The following is a 12,144-nucleotide window of genomic DNA, read 5'->3' as shown; positions in this document are numbered from 1 at the left end:
CGGTGGTTATAGCATCGGGGACACGCCCGGTCCCATTCCGAACCCGGAAGCTAAGCCCGACAGCGCTGATGGTACTGCACCCGGGAGGGTGTGGGAGAGTAAGTCACCGCCGACCTAAAACTTCACAAACACCGCACAAGGGCGGGGGAGAAGACACACCACACCAGGTGACACTTCACCCCCGCCCTATCGGCATGCCCACAGCACGCCAGCAGGGGACAGCGTTTAGTGTCCTTCGGCAATAGCCTTAATCGCCTGAAGCGTGGCGGGAATACCAGCCAAGGCGGCATCGCGGCGCTCTGCGAGCTGCGCCTCCCAGTCCTCGCCATACTTGTCCCCGAAGAACGCGAGGCCCTTCTCGGTCACCTCCCAGGTTTCGTGCAGGCGCGTGCCCTCACCCTCAGGAGAGAGCACAAAACCCCACACGACGACCTCGCCATTGATGGCCCACTGGAAGTGGCGATCCCGCTCATAGGCAGTGACCAGGCTGCGGGTCTCCCAGGTGCGATCTGGGGTTTCATTGCGGCCCTTAAACCAGGCCCCCTCCTGATGGGTGACCGTCTCATCTTCCCACCAGCAGCTGCGGCACACCGGCGACCACTCGCCGGTGCGTTCAATTGAGGTCACCAGCGCAAAAACATCGCTCGGGCTGGCATCGATATAGATGTCCTGGGTACTACGTAGCTCAGAAAGGTTCATGCCTTCCCAGCGTAGTGATTCTGCCGCCCCCGCGGGAGGAGAGGGCAGAACACTAGAGCCGAGAAGGCATGAAGGGTTCAGATGGAGACCTTAAGCGAAGGCGGCGCGCAGCCGGCCTGCGGCCTCATCAATAGAGGCCTCCGATTTGGAGAAGGCGAAACGCACCAAGGTGCGACACAGCTCTGGATCATCGCAGAACGCGGCCGCCGGAATGGCCGCGACACCGGCGATCTCAGGCAGGCGCATACAGAAATCCATGCCGTCCTCGAAGCCCTTGGAGGCGACGTCGACAAGCAAGAAATAGGTGCCCTGGGAGTCGTAGACCGTGAAGCCAATCTCGCTGAGCACGGTACGCAGATGGTTTTTGCGCTCCTCCAGCCCGTGCACCATATCCGCAATCCAGTCCTGCTCATTATTGAGCGCGTGGGCGATAGCCGGCTGGGTAGGGGTGGTGCCGACGAAGCTGAGGTACTGCTTGGCGCGGGCCACAGCGTTAAGCAACGGCGCCTCCGCAATAGCCCAGCCCGTTTTCCACCCGGTGACGCAGAGTGTCTTTGCCGCCGAGGAAATGGTGATGGTGCGCTCCCGCATTCCTGGCAGGCCAGCGATGGGGGTGTGGTGGCCGTCGAAGATGAGATGCTCATAGACCTCATCGGCGATCACCCAGAGATCATTGTCGATAGCAATATCCGCCAGCGCCTGCAGTCCCTGCTCGCTGAAGACGCTGCCGGTGGGGTTGTGCGGATTGTTCACCATGATCGCCACGGTCTTATCGGTCACCGCGGCGGCAAGAGCCTCGCGGTCGATATCCCAGTGCCCGGTCTCGGTGTCGAGATGAAGGGCAACGGGCACGCGGGTGGCGTCGGCAAGCGCAATGGAGGCCGCATAGGCGTCATAGTAGGGCTCGAAGACGATTACCTCATCGCCGGGTTCGACCAAGCCCAGCACGCTGGCGGCGATGGCCTCGGTGGCGCCGACAGTGACGAGTACATTGTCCGCGGTGATAGTCGCGTCATAGCGCTCATTGCGTTCGCGGGCGATGGCCTCCCGCAGCTCGGCGACGCCGCGGGGCGGGGCGTATTGGTTATTGCCGGCAGCAATCTGCTCGCAGGCCATCTGGAGCATGGACTCCGGCCCGGAATGATCGGGGTAGCCCTGGCCGAGGTTGATCGCGTCATAGCGGACGGCCTGGGTGGTGATGGTGTCAAAGATGGACTTATTGAAGGGGACCATCCGTGCGATGCCGGGATCGTGCGAAGTCTGTGGGGAAGGGCTCATAAACCTGGAGATACTCCTAGAGTTCGAGAAGGTTGAATTTGGTTGCCAGCACATCATCCACCTTATTCAGGTGCTGCTCGAGGCGCCGCCAGCGCTTCTGATCGATGGCGTTAATAGCATCGCGCACCACATCCGGATCCGGGGTGCCCCAGGCAATGGGCATGGGCGAAATCTCGTCCCAGTGCTCCTGGTCCTGGACGCTGCGGCGCCCCGATACCGCCACTGCGGGCACCCGCTCACCCACAGTAGAGCTGTGGCCCTCCAAGCGGGTGACAGTGCGGGCAGCCAAGGCCCACACCGGTTTCGCGTTCGGGTTTACGCTGGTGTTCACCAATGCGAGGATCACCTTGTCGCGCGGGTTAATCTGCGCGATCATCGCCGGCACGAGCTCGTAGCGGTCATAGAGACTCTGCGCGGTGCCCACCTGTTTATCCAATACGGGGATAAGGACGAGGCTGATGAGGCCGATGACGCCGAAGGCGATAGCCGCGTAGTAGGACCAGGAGGCCTGGTTACTGAAATAGACCACGCCGAGCGCCAAGCCGAAGAAGATGAGCCCGAACAATAGCGCGGAGAGCTTGAGCCGACGCGCATCGCGGAACATCTCATTGTGTTCCTTGTTGTAGGGGCCATCGACGGTGAAGGAAAATGTCTGCGGCATAGCACAAGCATAAAGGACAACCGCAGGCAAAACAGCATCTTCCCGAGTGCCCCGCCCGCCGCATCCAGCCCTGCCGCGGAATGTGTGCTCATCAATGTATTTTGCTACCCCCGTCGGGTACAATCATGGGCACAGTATTTGTCTATTTGAAAGAATGGCGTCATGGCTAATGTAGAGAAGAAGGGCTACGTTGATCCGGGCTGGCCGGACGTAGCACCCGGTGAACACCCTGTAACTGACCTCATCTCGGAGTATGACGGCGCGAATAGCCCGTGGGGTAATGATTTCATCTTCCCCGTCCCCTATGAGGAGACCGGCTACGTTCACCCCTACACGCGCATCAACCGCCCCTAACGCCTCTTTTTTCGCACCCCGCCTCGCGACGACTCTGTCCGCGGCGGGGTGTGTGCGTATCACAGAGACAAACACCCCTAGTCCCGCCCGGTCGGCGGTGATCTAGGGGTGTTGTGCTGCTGAGCGCGCTTATCGACGCCTATTTCACGCTCGTGCTGTCCTCGGACTCGGACTCAGTCTCGGGCTCAGGCTCGGCCGAGGCGGTGGTAGATTCGTCGAGCTCCGAGGTGTCCTCGAGTTCGTCACGCACCTCCTCTGTGATGGACTCCAGCAGCTCCTCGTCCTCGATATTGGAGCTGGCGATCTCGCGGCGCATCTCCGCGGCCTCCTCGCGGGAGTAGGGGCGGTTGGGGTCGAAGCGCATAGCCATGAGCTCGCGGATGCGGATGCGGCGCTCGGTCTCGCCCTTGATCATGCTGCGGCCGCGCCACCAGGCGACGATGAGCACCACGATCAACGCGACACCAATATAGCCCAGCGCGGGGTAGACATAGGCCACCAGCTGGCGGAAGCCGATGAAGGAGAGGACGAAGCCGATGCCAACGAGGATGAACAGCCACTTCTGGAACTTGCTCTGATCCCCCTTAGCGAGGCGCTTGGCCAAGGCGTAGAACATGCCAATAGCGGTATTGAAGATCATGATGTAGATCACCAGCGCCATGGCGGTGCCCAAGGAGGGATTGATCTCCTGGACGATGGCCAGGGTCGGCATATCCTCGTCCTTGACCACCTCGATGTAGGAGAACAGGGCCACGGTGCACAGAGTGAGCAGGATGCCGTAGATGGTGCCGCCGGCCAGGCCACCGATGGCGGAGGAGCGGGGATCCACGTTATCGCCACCCATGACGATGGCCATGGAGATCGCCACCATGAGGCAGAAGCCCACATAGTTCATGGAGGAGATGAACCAGTTCGGCAGGCTGGTGGGCAGCTCATTGGCCACCGGCTCGAGGGTGGACAGCGACTCGCCGGAGTGCATCATGGCGTAGATGCAGGCGCCGGCTAGGAAGACGATGATCACTGGGGTGGCTGCGCCCATCACATTGGACACCTTGCCCACATCCAGCATGCCGGCGGCGAGCACCATGACCACCATGAGTACAGCGCCCACCCACACGTCGAGCCCGAACTCCTGCTCCAGGTTCGAGCCGGCGCCGGCGAACATCACGAAGCCCACGGAGAACAAGGTGATGGAGACGGCGATGTCGAGAATCCTCGACATCCATGGGAAGGTCACCTTCTCCAGCACGGAGAGGTGCTCATCGGCTTGGAAGTAGGAGCCCAGCTGCAGACAGATCATGCCCGTCAGTGCCATGAGCACACCGGCGATGACGGCGCCGAGAACGCCCCAGCGACCGAAGGCCACAAAGTACTGCAGCATTTCCTGGCCTGATGCGAAGCCGGCGCCGACGATGAGTCCGACGAAGGCCATAGTGATACTGATTGACCGTTTTAACACAACGATTGTCCTCGTAGTTCTCTAGGCTGAGTCCGTGAATCACACCGCGGCGCGCAGGCGCGTAATCAGCCGCGCAGGCCGCTGGTATGAGGATGAGTGTGTACTGAGGTGAGTTTATCGAACGTCGCGTTTTATATCACCTTGGGCTCAGTGGCGCCTCAGCTGCGTAGGGCCTCGACCGGCACAATCGCACACCCCACGAACGGAGTCGGGGGGCGTAGACAACGAAAAGGGCCTCACATCCCCAGATAGGGGAGTGAGGCCCTTCCACGTGTCTCTGGCGTCTCGCTATGGAGCCAGCATGCCCCAGCGTTGGGGCAGCGACGGCTTAGTACAGGGAGGCGACGGTGTTCACAGCCTGGCGGGCCTGGCCCACCACGGTGTTGTAGGCCTGGTCAACCTGGCCTGGGACCGGGATGCCGGCCTGGCGAGCCACGCCTTTGGCCTGGCCATAGGCCTCGTCTACGGTGCGGAAAGCCTGGTCCACAGCGCGGAGGGCCTCGTCTGCCGGGGCAAAGTTGGTGCGAGCGGGGGTCGCCGAGGCGTTGTGGTTCGGGGTGCTGTGGCCCGGAGCCGGACGCTGGGTGGGGGCAGAGTTCAGGCCCAGACGAGAGGAGCAGGCCGGCCATGCGCCCCAGCCCTGGGAAGCGAGCACGCGCTCGGCAACCACGATCTGCTCTTCGCGGGTGGCGCGATCGGCGGTGGGGGCGAACTCCTGGCCGCCATGAGCGTTCCAGGTAGCCGGGTGGAACTGCAGACCACCGTGGTAGCCATTACCGGTGTTGATGTGCCAGTTACCGCCGGACTCGCACTGTGCGAGGCGGTCCCAATCCGAATCCGGAGCTGCGGAGGCGGTGGGGGCCATGGCAGCGGTGGCGGCGCCAACGACCATGGTTCCGGCGGCGATCTTTGCGGTAGTGGACGCGGTCTTGCGGGCGTGACGAGCCATAAGTCTCTGTCTTTCCTTTCGGTGTGCGCGCCCTCGTTGTCACTGGCTAAGCCGGTGCGACGGTGCGTCGCGAGCGGTATCGCCAGAAGCAGCGATGCCCTGCCGCACACACGTTAAATCGGTATGGGAGGTGAAATCTGTATGAAATACGCTCGAGTTCCGAGGAACGTTCTCAGTGGTGCGGGCCTTCCATGAGGGGATGCACGAGTGCAGGGAGGGAATCGTGATCCTTATAACTGTTGTCCCTAGCGCCGCGTATCGCTGCTGCGGTGCGGTGCGGGATACAGGGAGGTCCGCGAGGTGCTCCTCGGTGAGCGCCTAACAAGCACCGTAACCTTTTATAACGATTTAGTCACGCTCCGGTGGCGTAGTGGCGATAGCTGCTCGAGAATCCCCTGTTCAGGGTAGGCAAATTGGTGAATGTGATCTATAGCACATACGTGCCCGCGGCGGCCGAGACGGCGCGTTAGAGGCCGTTTTATGCGTGCCTTTGCCCTGCTAGACGGGTGAAAACTGTGCTTTATGGGGCGTGTGGTACGAATGGTGTTCCCGCCGAGTAGCGCGCGCCCACAGTATCTGTCTAGGGGTGAGCGCGGCGCTCGCACCGGGTGCGTCGCGGGGTGTGGCTCCCCGCGACGGAGAGGAATACACTAGTGTTCTTTAGTCTGCTGCACTCGGCGTGAAACGCACTCGGACGCTGCTTGTGTCTCGAGTGCGGTGGGAGACGGTCCGAGTGCTGAAGTATCTGTGCGTGACAAGAAGAGGTGATAGGCCATGCCAATCGGCAAGGTGAGGTGGTATGACCCCGAGCGTGGGTTCGGCTTTGTGTCCAACCCGGGTGAGGAGGACTGCTATGTGAGCAAGCAGGTGCTGCCGGCTGGGGTGGAGGAGCTGCACAAGGGGCAGCGCATCGAGTTCGATTTTGCCGCTGGTCGCCGCGGCCCCCAGGCGCTGCGGGTGAAGGTACTCGATAGCCCGCGCGCCCGCCGCCGGCCGAGCCGCACCTATTCGCCAGAGCAGCTCAACTCCATGATCTCCGATGCGATGACGGTCCTCGAAACCGAGGTACAGCCCGGGCTGACCGCCGGCCGCTACCCGGAGCGCAAAACCGGCCGCCAGATCGCGGCGATCCTGCGTGCCATCGCCAAGGAGCTCGATACCTAGGATTCAGGCTGGGTCGTGATGGACCATGTGACGTTGTAGGGGGTTTCTTCGCCGGCGTCATTGTGGCCGATGAGAACGGACTTCACCTCCACAACCACGAGGCGTGGTTGGTCGGTGGAGTCCTTTTCTTTGCTCTCTACCGAGCCGGGGATCTCCACCTCGGTGCGCTCATTGGCGGTGAAGTACTTCTCGTCGTTATAGGCCGGATCATCGTAGATGGTTAAGAGCGCCCAGTCGTGGTCGTGCACCACCTCGGGGATGGCGAGCGAGAGCGTGTCCTCGGGGCCCACCTCGATGGCGGCGATCTCACCCTCCTCCGGTTGCTCGCCTACTTCGGCGATCACATAGGGGGCGACCTCCACCGTGGTGTCATTAACGCTGGCATTAATCCGCACCGTCTCCGGCTCGGGATCGGGCCGGTTATTGAGCAGCTTCGTCAGCACCATGGTCACACCGAGAACGGCGAGCACCGCCACGATGAGGAGGAGCACGGTGCGGAATTGGGCACGACGTTGTTTGCGGGTAGCCATGGACATCGATTCTAGCTGTCGCGCCACTCCACCTCGTAGAGCACTGGCCAGTTCTTGCCAGTGAGATAGAAGCGCCCATTGTCTCCGGCGGCGATACCGTTGAGCACGGTATTGGGATCCTCGGGCGCGCGGGAATCCAGCGCGGAGGCGTCGATGCGCGCGAGCAGCTCGCCGTCGCGGGGGCTAAAGACCACAATCTCATCCGTGGTGAAAATATTGGCGTAGATGGCGGGCTGTCCATGAAACTCCGCGCACTCGAGCTCATTGAGGCGGGAGATGGGCTGGCCCTCGGCGTCGCGGATGGTGAAGTTGCCGAGGGATTGAAAGTCGGCAGTATTCATCGCGCGAATCGTGGCACTGCCATCGGAGAGGTAGAGCGGCCCCGTGCCATCAAACGCACATAGGCCCCACCCCTCGCCGTCATAGGTGAAGCGGGCGCGTTCTTCTAAGGTGTCGGGATCGCGCTGGAAGGCCACCCCGGCTTTCCACGTCAGCTGCCACACAGAGCCGTCGGCAAGGGTTGCTCCTTCCCCGAAGAAAGCGTCGTCAAGCGGCAAAGATGTCTGCTCCGCATAGGTCTCGCGATCGCGGTATTGGATGGTGGATTCCCCATTCAGCCCCGTAGAGAGCAGGAAGGAATCGCCGATCACCTGCAGGCCTTGGACGAAGGTGGGTGCAATATCGTGCGTGGCGAGCACCGTGGGTACCAAGGTAGGCACCTCGGGAGCGGCGGGGGTATCGACAGCGCTGCCGTTCTGGGAGACCGTGTAGGTCGGGCCCTTGTGCTCAGACGCGCATCCGCCGAGCGCACACGCTCCGAGGGCCGCGATGACAAGGGTAGATGTGAACGAAGCAAACCTCATACCTCGTATTCTGCACCACGTTGGGGATAATAGTAATCGTGACACAGTCAGACTCTTCCCGATCCTCGCGCCCATCCGCCCGTAGCGGCGCGCGGCGTCGCCGCCGCAGCCGTCGTCCCCGCGTTGCCGCCAGCGCCCCGAGCAGCACGAGCTCGAACGGCAGCACGCACGTGCTGTTGAGTTCACAGGCTCGCAGCATCGCACTCAGTGCCGCCGCTGAGATGGATGAGGGACCGGTGGGGCAGCATATCGGGGCGCAGCTTATCGACGACACACTGGCCGTGCATCGCTTCGGTGCAGAGGTGCCGGGCTATCGAGGCTGGCAATGGCATGTGAGTGTCACGGCCGCGCCCGGCTCGGACCATATCACCGTGAATGATGTCTCCCTCATCGCCGGCCGCAGCGCCCTGACCGCGCCCGAATGGGTGCCCTATTCCGAGCGCATCCGGCCCGGCGATCTGGACCCGGAGACGCAGCTGCCACTCGAGGAGGGCGATCCCCGCGTGGTGGACACCACCGACGAGGACGGCACCACTCATCTCGAGATCTCCGCGGCGGGGCTATCCGAGGCGCGGCAGCGCTGGGGGCGCGGGTCCTTTGGCCCGGGCAGCGAGTTTGCCCAAAAGGCGAGCCTAGAATGCGGCAGCTGTGCCTTCTACCTGCAGCTCCCCGAGGAGGTGGGGCGCAACTTCGGCGTGTGCGCCAATGAATACTCCGCCGATGGGCACGTGGTGCACACCGCCTATGGCTGCGGGGCGCATTCGCTGACCCCGCCGAAGGAACAGCTCGGCGCGCCGGTGGCCACGCCCTATGACGATGAAAAAGCCATCGAGCTCTAAGCCAGCGGCGCCGCGGGGCAGGTGACGCTAGACGGAATCTGCGGTGGCCCACAGCCAGCTATTGGCGTCTGCGACATCAATATGCGGCGAGCTGTGGGTGCGCGCCGTGCGGGTGGTGCCATATTCCATCCAGTGCTCCACCTTGCGCACCCCAGACAGCGAGTCCACGAACCACACTTCGCCGCGCCCCAAAAGATAGGGTGGCAGTCCTTTCACGTGAGGGTGCACCTCCACACCGAGGGAGATGAGATAGTCCAATACGGGTTCGCGCAGCACCGAGGCGTGCGAGCTCGGGTGGGTGGAAATATGCGCGGTGGCCCCGGTGATCACGATGATCGTGGCGAAAATGCCCTGCAGCACGCGGCCGTAACCGTCGCTGAGCAGCCCCTCATCGGCGCCCTCCTGCTGGAGCCGATCGAGGTGATGCTTCAGCCAAGGGTAATCCACCCCATAGCTGGCAGGGGCGCGGCGTTGATCGCGCAGCAGCTGGGTGGAGACGCAGATGTGATCGCTGGTGGGCACATCGGGGCGCAGCCGCACATTCCAATAGGAGCGTTCCGCCTCAATGAGGGGAAAGAAGCTGCCCTTGCCGGCACTACGGAGCCGGGCGCGGATGGCCTCATGATCGCTTGCACTGAGATGCATACCCAGACGGTTGAGGTGTTCCCCTAAATGTCGGACGCGCCCATCGACCTGCCTAAAACTAGTCCTGTACACCGCGGGTGACATGCTCCTTTGTGCTACTAGGGTGAACCGGTTTTCTCGCATGCGGCGTCGCACGCATCGCACGCGCGCGGCATCGACAGTTGGGCGCGGCGCACGGGGCTGACGTATGCGCACCCAGCCTCATCCGGGCGAGGGTGATGCGTGATAAACACCAGTGCTTTTTAGCTTAACCCACGGCGACGCCATCTTCGGTGCCGCTAGGTGGTGGCTCTGGGGCCGCTGCGGGCGGCGCTGCGGGGAGTTGTTTCTCCTTTAGCAAGCAGCTGAGAGTAACATAAACGCGGCTGTTGAAGAGCGGCGTCTAGCTACCCGCCTTCAACGCTGCTGTGCACGACACCACGTCGCCACGCGTGCTCGCCGCTGGAAAGTGCGCGCCGTTATCAACGGCCACCACTCACGGGGCAAAGCCGCGCTGAGGCGCCGTGCCAACGGAAAGCGCAACTTAAGAAAAGGCAGGCCATGACAGCCCCGCAACACTCTGAGGTCGCCGAGCAGAAGCCTCGCGCCGCCCGCGAGCCGAAAAACCGGCTCGATTCCTTCTTCTCTATTTCTCAACGCGGTTCGAGCGTGGGCACTGAGGTCCGCGCCGGCCTGGTCACCTTCTTGGCCATGGCCTATATCGTGCTGCTGAACCCGCTGATCCTCGGCGGTATCGAAGACCGCAACGGGGTATCCCTCGGGATCCCGCAGGTCGCCGCCGTCACCGCCCTCGCCGCGGGCGTGATGTCCATCGCCTTCGGCGTCTTCGCCCGCTATCCCTTCGGCATCGCCACCGGCCTCGGAATCAACACCCTGGTGGCCGTGACCCTCGTCTCCGCCGAGGGGCTGACCTGGCCGGAGGCCATGGGGCTGGTGGTGATCGACGGCATCATCATCGTGGTGCTCGCCGTCTCTGGCTTCCGCGTTGCCGTCTTCCGCGCCATCCCGCATTCGCTCAAAGCCGCGATGGGCGTGGGCATTGGCATGTTCATCGCCATGATTGGCCTGGTGGACGCCGGCTTCGTTCGCCGTATCCCCGATGCCGCGGGAACGACCGTGCCGGTGACCCTCGGCATCGACGGCTCGATTGCGTCTTGGCCCACCTTCGTCTTTGTCCTCGGCTTGCTCATCTGTGGCGTGCTGGTGGCGCGAAATGTGCGCGGCGGGCTGTTTATCGGCATCGTCTCCACCACGATCATCGCCATGATTGTGGAGTCTCTCACCGGCTCCGGCCCCTCATTCGTGGACGGCAAGCCCAATCCCACCGGCTGGTCGCTGGCCGTGCCCACCCTGCCGGAATCCATCGGCTCCACCCCGGATCTGTCCCTGGTGGGCGCCGTGGATCTCTTCGGCGCCTTCGCCCAGATTGGCGCGCTCTCGGCGTCCCTGCTGGTGTTCACCCTGGTGCTGGCGAACTTCTTCGACGCCATGGGCACCATGACGGCACTCGGCCGCCAAGCGGGCCTGAGCGATGAGAACGGCAACCTGCCCGATATGAAGCGGGCGCTGGTGGTGGAGGGCGTCGGCGCCGTCGTGGGCGGCGGCTGCTCCGCCTCCTCGAATACCGTCTACATCGACTCCGCCGCCGGTATCGCCGATGGCGCCCGCACCGGGCTGGCCAATGTGGTCACCGGCATCATGTTCCTGCTGGCGATGTTTCTTACCCCGCTCTATGAGGTCGTGCCGATCGAGGCCGCCGCGCCCGTGCTGGTGATCGTCGGCGCCCTGATGATGGGACAGATTCGCGAGATCGACTTCACCGAGTTCCATATCGCACTGCCGGCCTTCCTCACCATCGTGGCCATGCCCTTTACCTACTCGATCGCCAACGGCATTGGCGTGGGCTTTGTGGCCTATACCGCCATGGCCGTGGCCTCCGGCAGGGCTAAGCAGGTGCACTGGCTGCTGTGGCTGATCTCCGCGCTGTTCTTGGTCTACTTCGCCATCGATCCCATCCTGGCGGCCGTACACTAGCGGGTCATGCTTGGATCGCTTCTTCCCTTCTTGGTGGCCAACACCATCGGCATGGTCTCGCCGGGGCCGGACACGCTGCTGATCCTGCGCCTGGCGAGTCGCAGCCGGCAGCGGGCGCTGGCCGCAGCACTGGGTATTGTCACCGGCGCCACCTTCTGGACGGCTCTGACAGTCGCCGGCATGGCGCAGCTGCTGCAGCGCTTCCCCGATCTGCTCGAAGCGCTGCAGCTCGTGGGTGGCGGCTATCTCATGTATCTGGGCGCCACCATTGCCCGCGCCGGGTGGCTAGCACGTGGCACCGCGCCCCAGCCGCCCGAGCTCGTGGTAGCTCCGGTGAAGATGCGCCGCACCTATCTCACGGGGCTGGCCACCAACCTCTCCAACCCGAAGATTGTGCTCTTCATGGCCGCCGTGCTCAGCCAGTTTTTGCCGGTGGGCGCCAGCATGGGAGTGCAGCTCATCTACATCGGGGCGGTGGGGCTATCGGCCCTACTCTGGTTCCTCAGCATCGCCTTCGTGCTCTCCACGCCGCGAATCAGTCGCTCCATGCTGGGCTATAGTCCCCAGATCGATATGGTCTCCGGCACCGTCTTCGTGCTCATCGGTGCCAGCGTCGCCCTGCCGGCGCTGTATGAGCTGCTGACTATCGGCGGCGCCTAGGCCACTAGG

General features: G+C 63.1%; 13 protein-coding genes and 1 rRNA gene. 6 read left to right on the top strand and 8 right to left on the bottom strand.

The annotated features are described in order from the left end of the window. A 5S ribosomal RNA gene (gene rrf / locus GBB14_RS03015) occupies nucleotides 1-115 on the top strand; the annotation flags it as partial. 110 nt (nucleotides 116-225) lie between these two features. Here rrf and GBB14_RS03010 read toward each other — a convergent pair. The 3 genes from GBB14_RS03010 to GBB14_RS03000 form a co-directional block, all read right to left on the bottom strand. Next, a complete protein-coding gene (locus tag GBB14_RS03010) occupies nucleotides 226-699 on the bottom strand; it encodes an SRPBCC family protein (RefSeq protein WP_151530455.1) in 474 nt (157 codons plus the stop codon). A gap of 90 nt (nucleotides 700-789) precedes the next feature. Then, a complete protein-coding gene (locus GBB14_RS03005) occupies nucleotides 790-1,977 on the bottom strand; it encodes an aminotransferase class I/II-fold pyridoxal phosphate-dependent enzyme (RefSeq protein ID WP_151530454.1) in 1,188 nt (395 codons plus the stop codon). Between the two features lie 16 nt (nucleotides 1,978-1,993). After that, nucleotides 1,994-2,638: a DUF3239 domain-containing protein gene (locus GBB14_RS03000; RefSeq protein WP_225976692.1), complete on the bottom strand. Its 645-nt coding sequence runs from the start codon at nucleotides 2,636-2,638 to the stop codon at nucleotides 1,994-1,996. Between the two features lie 162 nt (nucleotides 2,639-2,800). Here GBB14_RS03000 and GBB14_RS02995 point away from each other — a divergent pair, with 162 nt between their 5' ends. Further along, nucleotides 2,801-2,992, top strand: coding sequence for a hypothetical protein (locus GBB14_RS02995; RefSeq protein WP_151530453.1), 192 nt, complete (start codon nucleotides 2,801-2,803; stop codon nucleotides 2,990-2,992). Between the two features lie 139 nt (nucleotides 2,993-3,131). Here the strand turns inward: GBB14_RS02995 and GBB14_RS02990 are convergent, their stop codons facing one another. Together GBB14_RS02990 and GBB14_RS02985 are read right to left on the bottom strand one after the other, a co-directional pair. Next, nucleotides 3,132-4,424: a hypothetical protein gene (locus tag GBB14_RS02990; protein ID WP_151530452.1), complete on the bottom strand. Its 1,293-nt coding sequence runs from the start codon at nucleotides 4,422-4,424 to the stop codon at nucleotides 3,132-3,134. A 355-nt stretch (nucleotides 4,425-4,779) separates the two neighbouring features. Continuing rightward, the gene (locus GBB14_RS02985; RefSeq protein WP_151530451.1) at nucleotides 4,780-5,400 is read right to left on the bottom strand and encodes a resuscitation-promoting factor Rpf1 domain-containing protein; all 621 of its coding nucleotides are present in this window, start codon (nucleotides 5,398-5,400) and stop codon (nucleotides 4,780-4,782) included. A gap of 774 nt (nucleotides 5,401-6,174) precedes the next feature. Here GBB14_RS02985 and GBB14_RS02980 point away from each other — a divergent pair. Continuing rightward, complete coding sequence (locus GBB14_RS02980; protein WP_151530450.1) at nucleotides 6,175-6,564, top strand: cold-shock protein; 390 nt, start codon at nucleotides 6,175-6,177, stop codon at nucleotides 6,562-6,564. Here GBB14_RS02980 and GBB14_RS02975 read toward each other — a convergent pair. Then, complete coding sequence (locus tag GBB14_RS02975) at nucleotides 6,561-7,094, bottom strand: DUF2771 domain-containing protein (RefSeq protein WP_151530449.1); 534 nt, start codon at nucleotides 7,092-7,094, stop codon at nucleotides 6,561-6,563. The two genes, GBB14_RS02980 and GBB14_RS02975, sit on opposite strands and share 4 nt — an antisense overlap. An 11-nt stretch (nucleotides 7,095-7,105) precedes the next feature. Beyond that, the gene (locus GBB14_RS02970; protein ID WP_192796235.1) at nucleotides 7,106-7,957 is read right to left on the bottom strand and encodes a glutaminyl-peptide cyclotransferase; all 852 of its coding nucleotides are present in this window, start codon (nucleotides 7,955-7,957) and stop codon (nucleotides 7,106-7,108) included. Between the two features lie 197 nt (nucleotides 7,958-8,154). Here GBB14_RS02970 and GBB14_RS02965 point away from each other — a divergent pair, with 197 nt between their 5' ends. Next, nucleotides 8,155-8,796: a DUF3027 domain-containing protein gene (locus tag GBB14_RS02965; RefSeq protein WP_370451584.1), complete on the top strand. Its 642-nt coding sequence runs from the start codon at nucleotides 8,155-8,157 to the stop codon at nucleotides 8,794-8,796. Nucleotides 8,797-8,823: 27 nt separating this feature from the next. Here the strand turns inward: GBB14_RS02965 and GBB14_RS02960 are convergent, their stop codons facing one another. After that, nucleotides 8,824-9,441 carry a hypothetical protein gene (locus GBB14_RS02960; protein WP_151530447.1) on the bottom strand — a complete coding sequence of 206 codons (618 nt, stop codon included), beginning with the start codon at nucleotides 9,439-9,441 and terminating at the stop codon, nucleotides 8,824-8,826. A gap of 540 nt (nucleotides 9,442-9,981) precedes the next feature. Here GBB14_RS02960 and GBB14_RS02955 point away from each other — a divergent pair. Both GBB14_RS02955 and GBB14_RS02950 read left to right on the top strand, forming a co-directional pair. After that, nucleotides 9,982-11,475, top strand: a complete 1,494-nt coding sequence (locus GBB14_RS02955; RefSeq protein WP_151530446.1) for an NCS2 family permease — start codon at nucleotides 9,982-9,984, stop codon at nucleotides 11,473-11,475. 6 nt (nucleotides 11,476-11,481) lie between these two features. Next, nucleotides 11,482-12,135, top strand: a complete 654-nt coding sequence (locus tag GBB14_RS02950; RefSeq protein WP_151530445.1) for a LysE family translocator — start codon at nucleotides 11,482-11,484, stop codon at nucleotides 12,133-12,135. The last annotated feature ends 9 nt before the right edge of the window (nucleotides 12,136-12,144 follow it).

The organism is Corynebacterium sp. 51B (genome assembly GCF_008930785.1).
Lineage (GTDB): Bacteria > Actinomycetota > Actinomycetes > Mycobacteriales > Mycobacteriaceae > Corynebacterium > Corynebacterium megadyptis.
The sequence above is the reverse complement of the archived record's forward strand: the minus strand, read 5'-3'. Positions and strand labels throughout refer to the sequence as shown.

Excerpts from the sequence above, each read along its gene's own strand:
- GBB14_RS03010 (WP_151530455.1), bottom strand. The coding sequence starts at position 699 with ATGAACCTTTCTGAGCTACGTAGTACCCAGGACATCTATATCGATGCC.
- GBB14_RS03005 (WP_151530454.1), bottom strand. The coding sequence starts at position 1,977 with ATGAGCCCTTCCCCACAGACTTCGCACGATCCCGGCATCGCACGGATG.
- GBB14_RS03000 (WP_225976692.1), bottom strand. The coding sequence starts at position 2,638 with ATGCCGCAGACATTTTCCTTCACCGTCGATGGCCCCTACAACAAGGAA.
- GBB14_RS02995 (WP_151530453.1), top strand. The coding sequence starts at position 2,801 with ATGGCTAATGTAGAGAAGAAGGGCTACGTTGATCCGGGCTGGCCGGAC.
- GBB14_RS02990 (WP_151530452.1), bottom strand. The coding sequence starts at position 4,424 with ATGGCCTTCGTCGGACTCATCGTCGGCGCCGGCTTCGCATCAGGCCAG.
- GBB14_RS02985 (WP_151530451.1), bottom strand. The coding sequence starts at position 5,400 with ATGGCTCGTCACGCCCGCAAGACCGCGTCCACTACCGCAAAGATCGCC.
- GBB14_RS02980 (WP_151530450.1), top strand. The coding sequence starts at position 6,175 with ATGCCAATCGGCAAGGTGAGGTGGTATGACCCCGAGCGTGGGTTCGGC.
- GBB14_RS02975 (WP_151530449.1), bottom strand. The coding sequence starts at position 7,094 with ATGGCTACCCGCAAACAACGTCGTGCCCAATTCCGCACCGTGCTCCTC.
- GBB14_RS02970 (WP_192796235.1), bottom strand. The coding sequence starts at position 7,957 with ATGAGGTTTGCTTCGTTCACATCTACCCTTGTCATCGCGGCCCTCGGA.
- GBB14_RS02960 (WP_151530447.1), bottom strand. The coding sequence starts at position 9,441 with ATGCATCTCAGTGCAAGCGATCATGAGGCCATCCGCGCCCGGCTCCGT.
- GBB14_RS02955 (WP_151530446.1), top strand. The coding sequence starts at position 9,982 with ATGACAGCCCCGCAACACTCTGAGGTCGCCGAGCAGAAGCCTCGCGCC.
- GBB14_RS02950 (WP_151530445.1), top strand. The coding sequence starts at position 11,482 with ATGCTTGGATCGCTTCTTCCCTTCTTGGTGGCCAACACCATCGGCATG.